The organism is Calditerrivibrio sp. (genome assembly GCA_026415135.1).
Taxonomy (GTDB): domain Bacteria; phylum Chrysiogenota; class Deferribacteres; order Deferribacterales; family Calditerrivibrionaceae; genus Calditerrivibrio.
The window spans coordinates 1-7,575 of sequence record JAOAHS010000046.1 but is presented as its reverse complement, the minus strand read 5'-3'; the positions used below and the strand labels follow the sequence as shown (position 1 = coordinate 7,575).

Here is a 7,575-nt window from a genome sequence, read left to right as displayed (position 1 = left end):
GGTTAAATATAAGTATTTTATGATTTTTTCTGATATTACGGATGATTTAGATTTGAAGAGAAATTCCCTTATTCTTCATCAGATTCTTGAAAATGCTACGGTGGAAATCATTATCACCGATAAAAACGGCAGGATAGAGTATGTAAATAAATCTTTTGAAGAGGTTACAGGTTATAAGTACGAGGAGGCAGTTGGAAAAACACCTGCTGTTTTAAAGAGTGATTATCATGATGCGGCTTTTTACAAAGATTTATGGGATACAATTAATGCTGGTAAGATATGGAGGGGGAAGTTTATCAATAAAAAGAAAAATGGAGAGCTCTACCATGAGAAGGCTATAATAGTTCCTCTTAAGGATTTTGAGGGTAATATTGTGAAATTTGCTGCAATAAAAGAAGATATTACGGATGAAGTGGAGATGGAAAAACAGCTGTTGAGAAGTCAATCTATAGAAACCGTTGGTAAACTAATACTACCGATAACGCACGATCTCAACAACATTGTGACATCTTTAAATATCACCATTTTAAACATTGAAAAAGAACTATATAATCCTGAGAATATCAAAGGGATTTTGGAAATTCAAAAGTCAATTGTACGGAAAGCATCTGATTTCTATGATAAGTTAATGAAGGTTGGTAAAAAGGAAAAAGTTTTTTATACCAAAATAGATATATATGAGTTCTTGGAGAATCAAAAAACATTTTTTAATAAGGTATTAGATGATAAAGTAGAATTTTATCTTGAAAATAATCTTCATGAGTTTGTTTATGGGGATTCAGTGGAGTTGGGGCAGGTACTTTTGAATTTACTTATTAACTCGAAAGAGGCTATAGAAGAGAAATTTGGTAGTTTGGCAGGGGGTAAAGTCCGCATAAAGACAGAAATTCTGATATATGATAATGATATTGTAAAATTTGCTACTCCAAGCCAAAAAGTTAATATAAAAAAAGGTAGTTATCTCGCTATTCATGTAGAGGACAATGGTATAGGTTTGAAGCCAAATGAAATGGACAAAGTTTTTATGCCATTTTTTAGTACAAAACCTAAAGGAACAGGTCTTGGACTAAGCACTGCCTACAATATCATAAAAGGTATGAGTGGATATATAATATGTAACTCTAAATATACCAGTGGGACAATTTTTACAATTCTACTTCCTATTGTTAAAAAAGAGGATATCGCTTATGATAATAAATTTTTGCCAGGTATAAATATATTGTTAGTGGACGATGATGAAACACTGTTGCATTCAATAGAATCCTCCATTAAAAATAGAGGGGCAAATGTATTCTCAGCACACGATTACTGGGCCGCTGTGGATATTATATCAAAAAATGATATAGATGTGGCAGTGATTGATTATAAATTGGGTGAAGAGACAGGTCTTGATTTATACAAATTCATAAAAGAAACCTATCCCAAAATAAAGGTTATATTGATAAGTGGGTATCCCAAAGATGAAATAAAAAAGGACCCAGATTTTAATAGACGATTTTTTTTCCTCTCAAAACCTTTTGATACAAATAAGCTAATTAATTTGATCAGGTTTGTATATGAAATTGTTACTATCGATTAGATTAACTGATTATCAATATATTATATCAAATGTACATTTTGTAGAAAGGTCTACTATTGCTGTAACAATATTACCTTCTTTATTGTAAAAGAAGTCTTTTGTCAGGGTATCTAAAATCCTCATTCCATAACCACAAAAATTAGGATTTTTGTTATTTTCAAAAATATTTTTATCAAAACCTATTCCCTGATCTTCGATCGTTAAGTATAACTCTTTTTTTTGAACAGAGATTGTAAATGATATTTTGATTTCTTTATTTGTAGCCTTTTCTTTTTCGAGGATATATTTTTCATACATATCTTCTGAGATTAATTTGTCCTTAAGTTCAGATGTTATGCCTAAGTTGCCATGTTCATGGGCATTTGCGAGTAGTTCCATGAGGATAGTAGTTATATTGCTTTTGAAATATTTGTCAGCATGGATTTTTTGTAATCGTTTGTTTAGTTTATTTAAAAAGTTGTCAATATCACTACTCCTAGAAGGGATAATATATTCTTTATGAAAGCACCCTAATATAGAACATTTTTTTATAAATATTACAGTGGAGTCATCAGGGATCTTGGAAATATTTAATGCTACTGTTTCCATAAAGTTTTTTAAACTATAGCTAAGTCTGATATCCTTTTTTATGTTAAATATATATGGTTTTTTGTTTATGGTTTTGGATTCTACAATACCGTCGGACAATAGAATTAATTTTGTGATGTTGGAGATATCTTTTTCTTGGATATGAAACTCTTCGGTTCTTTTAGTAATGGGTAGTTCTTCTGCTGGTATATATTGGATGGTATCGTTTTCTTCAAAAAATAACGGTGGCATGCAGAAATTTACAAATTGTAATCTCTGGGACTGAAAATTTAATATTAAAAAAAGTCCACATAATATTTCGTCTTCTATTAAAATCGGTTTAATAAACCTTAAAAATTTGTTTATAATGATTTTTAGTGTAAGTTTTTTTGATCCGCCCATAGTATTTATTAGGTGGTTAAGATACGTAGTGGATGTAATTGAAGTAACAGAGGCGGAGATCCCTTTGCCCATAATGTCAAGAATAAATATAAAAGCTTCATGGGGACTTAAAACTCTTATGGAATAACAATCACCACTTAAAATTTCAAAAGGTTTATAGGATGTTTTTATATAAAAATATGAGTTGTTTTTAGTTATCTTACTATTTATTGTTGAAAGATACAACTCGTTTTTTATTATGTTTAACTGTTTTTTGTAAGCTTCTTCCTGTTGAAAAATGGAATATCTTTCTTTAAGCCTCATCAATTCAATATCTTTTTGTTGACTTTCTATAACGATTTTTTTCAGAAGAAATTTATTTATCGCTTCTTCAATCGCTGATAGTAAGGTATCGCCAAAGGCTGGCTTTTGGATGTATTTATCTACTCCAGCATTTACCACACTGATACCAGATAGATTGGCATCAACTGTTAAAAGTATTGTGGCTACGTCTGGATTTTTATTTTTAGCAAATTTAATCAGATCAATACCATTAATATTTGGCATCCAAAAATCGGTTATCAACAGATCGATTTCGTTTGTTTCAATGAATGATATGGCTTCTTTTGGATCTGAAAAAGAATAGAGATCATCGATGTAAGAATCTAAAAACATTTTTAGTGCTTTTACAGTTATCTTCTCATCATCCACCAGAACTGCTTTTATTGATTTAAGTAGTTCTGGTGTTTCTTTGTATTTAAAAGTAATGTGTTCGTTTGTCATTCTAAGGTAACATTAAATATTTTCACAAGTCCTAATATCTCCAGTAACGACATAAGAGTATTTTTTTTTACAACCATCTTTACCTCTATGTTATCCTTCTGAACCAATTTTAAGAAAAAACCGATTACGGAAGAGGTAAGGGATTCGGCATCGGAAAATATTACCTTTACATATTTACCTTCGCTACCAATTGCCTTTAAAACACTTTCCTTTATTAATCTGTAATCTGTGATATTTACAACATCCCCCCCTACTAAAACTTCATTTCCGACAGTGGTTATAGTTACATTTGGTTCAAGTCCTTCTACAAACATACCAGCCTCCTTAAACATTTTATTTTATTATAAACTGTCGAGATGAAAAATACAATAAAACTTTATTAAATTTTTGTGGTATAATTATAAAGAGGTCTGTGTGAAAGAGACAAAAAAAAGAGTATCTAAAGATCAACTGTTGAAGGATTTGGAAAGCCAAAGGAATCTCCTTGAGACGATAATTAATACTGTCCCTGTGCCTATCTTTTATAAAGATAAAGATTTAAGGTATATTGATGTAAATGATGAATTTGTAAAGTTTGTTGGATTAGAAAAGGATGAAATAAGGGGTAAGACTGTTTTTGATTTGTATCCAGAGCATCTATCTAAAAAATATCATGAAGCAGATTTGGAACTTTTAAAAAAAGGAGGTAATCAGATTTATTGCTATAGAATCAGGAATGCAAATGGTGAATATAGAGAAGTGGAGTTTTACAAAAGTACCTTTACTGATAAAAATGGTAATTTAATGGGGATTGTTGGAGCTATACTTGATATAGATGAAAGAAAAAAACTATTAAATAAACTCGAAGAGGAAAAAAAGAGAGCAGAACATGCAAGTATTGCAAAATCAAGATTTCTTTCAAACATAAGTCATGAGATAAGGACACCTTTAACTACTATCGTTGGTTTTATTAATCTTCTGATGAATACAAAACTTACAGAAGAACAGAGAAGGTATATAAAACATATTCAATCAGCTTCTGATACCTTACTGGCTATTATTTCTGAGGTTTTAGATTTATCTAAGATAGAATCAGGGGAGATGGTGGCCCAAATTGAGAGGGTGAACCTCTTTGATTTGATTGATAATGTTTCTGATATTATGAAATATAATGCTTTTAAAAAAGGGTTGGATTTCTTTATTACACCATCGGTAAATCTTCCTGAGTATATTTATACCGATTCTAAGATGTTAAAACAGATTTTGTTAAATCTTTTATCTAATGCTATAAAGTTTACTGAGAGGGGGTTTGTGGAGGTTACGTCTGAATACCTTTATTTAAATGGTAAACATACATTAAGTTTTTCTGTGAAAGACACAGGTATAGGTATAAAGAAAGAGATGCTTATCGATATTTTCAAACCGTTTGTGCAGGTTGATAATACTTATTCCAGAAAGTATGGAGGTGTAGGACTTGGCTTGAATATAACAAAAAAGCTTGTTTCTATGCTTGGGGGGGATATCTCTGTGGATTCGAAAGAGGGTGAAGGAACTACATTCATTTTTAATTTTGCTATAGAAAGTGTAGAAAGAGGGATCGATGGTGAGTATATAAATCATGGTTTTTGTAATGCTGTTATATTATCCGATGAAAATTCTTTTTCTGAAAAGTTACAGAGAACTTTAAATTGTATGAATATAGACAGCACTGTTACCAGTGATCTAATCTATTTAATGAATCTGATATTGATGGAAAATGTTGATCTTTTGCTGATAGATGCTGACAGTATGATTTTATATTTTGAAGAGATAAAAAATAAGATGAAACAACTTGATATTAAAATGCCCACCATTGTTGTTTATAGTAGAGTGGAGGATATGGAATATTTTAAAAATATGATGGATTTTGGCGTTGTTTTATTTACGGAAAAACCCATTACAATTTGGGGTTTGAGAAGATTGTTATCAGATATACACAAAAAGGGTGATGATACAATTAAGTTTTATCAGATAAAACCAATTGATATCAAAACAAGGTATAAGGTGCTTATTGTTGAAGATGTGGATATGAACAGGATTCTTTTTAGAACATTAATTTCAGAGATGCTACCAAATGCTGAAATAGTAGAGGCTGAAAATGGGGAACAAGGGTTTGTAAAATATAAGATGATCTCACCGGATATCGTTTTTATGGATATTCAGATGCCTATCATGAATGGATATGAGTCTGCTAAAGCGATAAGGGATTTTGAAAGTAAAAATCAATTGAAAACTGTTCCTATTATTGCAGTTACTGCAAATTATGAAAAAGAGGAAAGACAGAGGTGCCTTGCTGCTGGCATAACAGATTATCTTAGTAAACCGATAATGATAGATCAATTAGGTGAGATTTTAGCTAAATATTTAAATAATAAGCTTAATGTGAATAATGAGAATCAGCAATCTAAAGATATAAGTAATGTTATAGATTTTGGCTTTTTTACAAAAAATAAGGTTCCTAAGAGTTTGGTGGAACAGTTGTTTAGACAAGGGTTGGAAGAGTTTCCCATTTATCTGGAAAAACTTGCTGAATTTGTCAAATTAAAAGATTTTGGCAATATAAGAGCTAAGGCGCATAAGATAAAAGGGGCTGCCTTGTCTTTGGGCTTTATTAATATGGCTGAGAAAGCTGAAGCCATAAACAAAAGAGCTAAAGAAGGGTTGGATTGTTTGGATCTATTGAAAGAGATGTATAATGAATGGGATAAGGTAAGGTCTGAGGTGGAAAAATTTTTATTTGATAGTCAGAGTTAAAAATTTATATATTTTGAGGTGAAAATATGATGGAACATAATGATGAGAAAGAGAAGTTAATCCAGGCAATACGGGTATTAGATAAGAGATTGAAGGAGATGAATGAAAAACTTTTGGAGAGTGAGTCTTTTAAACAATCATTTATTTCAAATTTAAAAAACGAACTAATGGATCCTATAACCACTATTTTTTTGGTTTTAAGTAATATTGTAAAGGCCAATGTTGATTGTGGAGAATTAAGGGAATATCTCACTATAATGTACAGGGAAACCTTAAATGTTTATCATAAATGTCTAAATATTTTTACCGCTGCAGATTTTGAGTCTGGGGAGGTATCTTTAAAGTCTGACAAGATCCTTGTAAAAAATTTTCTTGAGGATGTTATTGATCTTTTTGCCCTTAAAATAAAGGAAAAAAATGTAGAGGTTGATCTAAAAATCATGAATGAGTTTGCTTATTTCATTACTGATGCCGAAAAGTTTAGGCTTATATTTATGAATATATTAAATAATTCCATCTACTACGCACCTGATGGATCTAAGATAAGTATCAATGCATGGATGACAAAGGAAAATTTAAATATAGTTTTTGCTGATACTGGTGGGAAATTTGATGATGAAGATATCAATAAGAACTTCATTGAGATACTTTCTACAGGTGTGGATTCATATAAAAGTAGTAGGGAGAAGAACTTATCGATAGCTGTTACAAAAATGTTGATAGAATTCATGAATGGTAGCATAGTTGTAACATCAAAAGAAAATGAGACAGTTATTGCAATACACCTTCCATCGTTACAGGGAGCAGAAAATATATCTTTAGAAGGTAATAAGTTTTTCTTTGATGATACGGAGACATTTTGATGGTGTCACATTTTTTATTACCGGGCACCATATTTGTTTCAAAAGACCAAGCTGAGATTACTACTATTTTGGGTTCATGCGTAGCTATATGTTTGTGGGATCCCGTATCTCGAATTGGTGGTATGAATCACTATCTCCTGCCTCTTTGGAATGGTGAGGGGATTCCGACCCCAAAGTATGGTAATGTGGCTATACCCAAATTGATTCAAAAAATGTTAGAGATGGGAGCAAATGCTCAATCTTTACAGGCTAAGGTTTTTGGTGGAGCTGCAGTGTTGGAGACGGTGGGGCAAAGGAGTAGCATTTTAAATGTTGGGCAGAGGAATATAGAGATAGCTTTTGAGGAACTTGAAAAGAATCGCATTAAGATAGTTAGTTATGACGTGGGTGGTGAGCTTGGTAGAAAGATTATCATGTTTACAGATAGCTTTGAAATAAAGCTAAAACGGATAAATAAAACAAAGAATTAAAAAAAATCATGTCATGAATTGAGTTGTAATTTGTGGAAAATAAGGTAATATATAACTAAAGCTTAGTCAAAGTATGACGATTAATATAAGGGGTGAAAATGAAAAAATTTGATTTAAATGTTATAAATAGTTTTTTTGAATATTATAAGAAGTTTACTCC

General features: G+C 31.1%; 6 protein-coding genes. 4 read left to right on the top strand and 2 right to left on the bottom strand.

Annotated elements, in window-relative coordinates:
* Positions 1-1,579 (top strand): PAS domain S-box protein (locus N3C60_08815; GenBank protein MCX8085006.1); only part of this gene is annotated, 1,579 nt, incomplete at its 5' end.
* A gap of 12 nt (positions 1,580-1,591) precedes the next feature.
* On the opposite strand, the gene N3C60_08810 is transcribed toward N3C60_08815, so the two are convergent.
* Entirely contained in the window at positions 1,592-3,310 is a 1,719-nt protein-coding gene (locus tag N3C60_08810) for a response regulator (protein MCX8085005.1), read from the bottom strand.
* Entirely contained in the window at positions 3,307-3,624 is a 318-nt protein-coding gene (locus N3C60_08805) for a hypothetical protein (protein MCX8085004.1), read from the bottom strand. The genes N3C60_08810 and N3C60_08805 overlap by 4 nt, the downstream gene beginning before the upstream one ends.
* A gap of 100 nt (positions 3,625-3,724) precedes the next feature.
* Here N3C60_08805 and N3C60_08800 point away from each other — a divergent pair, with 100 nt between their 5' ends.
* From N3C60_08800 to N3C60_08790, 3 genes are read left to right on the top strand one after another with little or no spacing between them, the layout of a single operon-like run.
* Positions 3,725-6,082: an ATP-binding protein gene (locus N3C60_08800; protein ID MCX8085003.1), complete on the top strand. Its 2,358-nt coding sequence runs from the start codon at positions 3,725-3,727 to the stop codon at positions 6,080-6,082.
* A 26-nt stretch (positions 6,083-6,108) separates the two neighbouring features.
* Entirely contained in the window at positions 6,109-6,945 is an 837-nt protein-coding gene (locus N3C60_08795) for a HAMP domain-containing histidine kinase (protein ID MCX8085002.1), read from the top strand.
* Positions 6,945-7,415, top strand: a complete 471-nt coding sequence (locus tag N3C60_08790; GenBank protein MCX8085001.1) for a chemotaxis protein CheD — start codon at positions 6,945-6,947, stop codon at positions 7,413-7,415. Before N3C60_08795 ends, N3C60_08790 begins: the two co-directional genes overlap by 1 nt.
* The last annotated feature ends 160 nt before the right edge of the window (positions 7,416-7,575 follow it).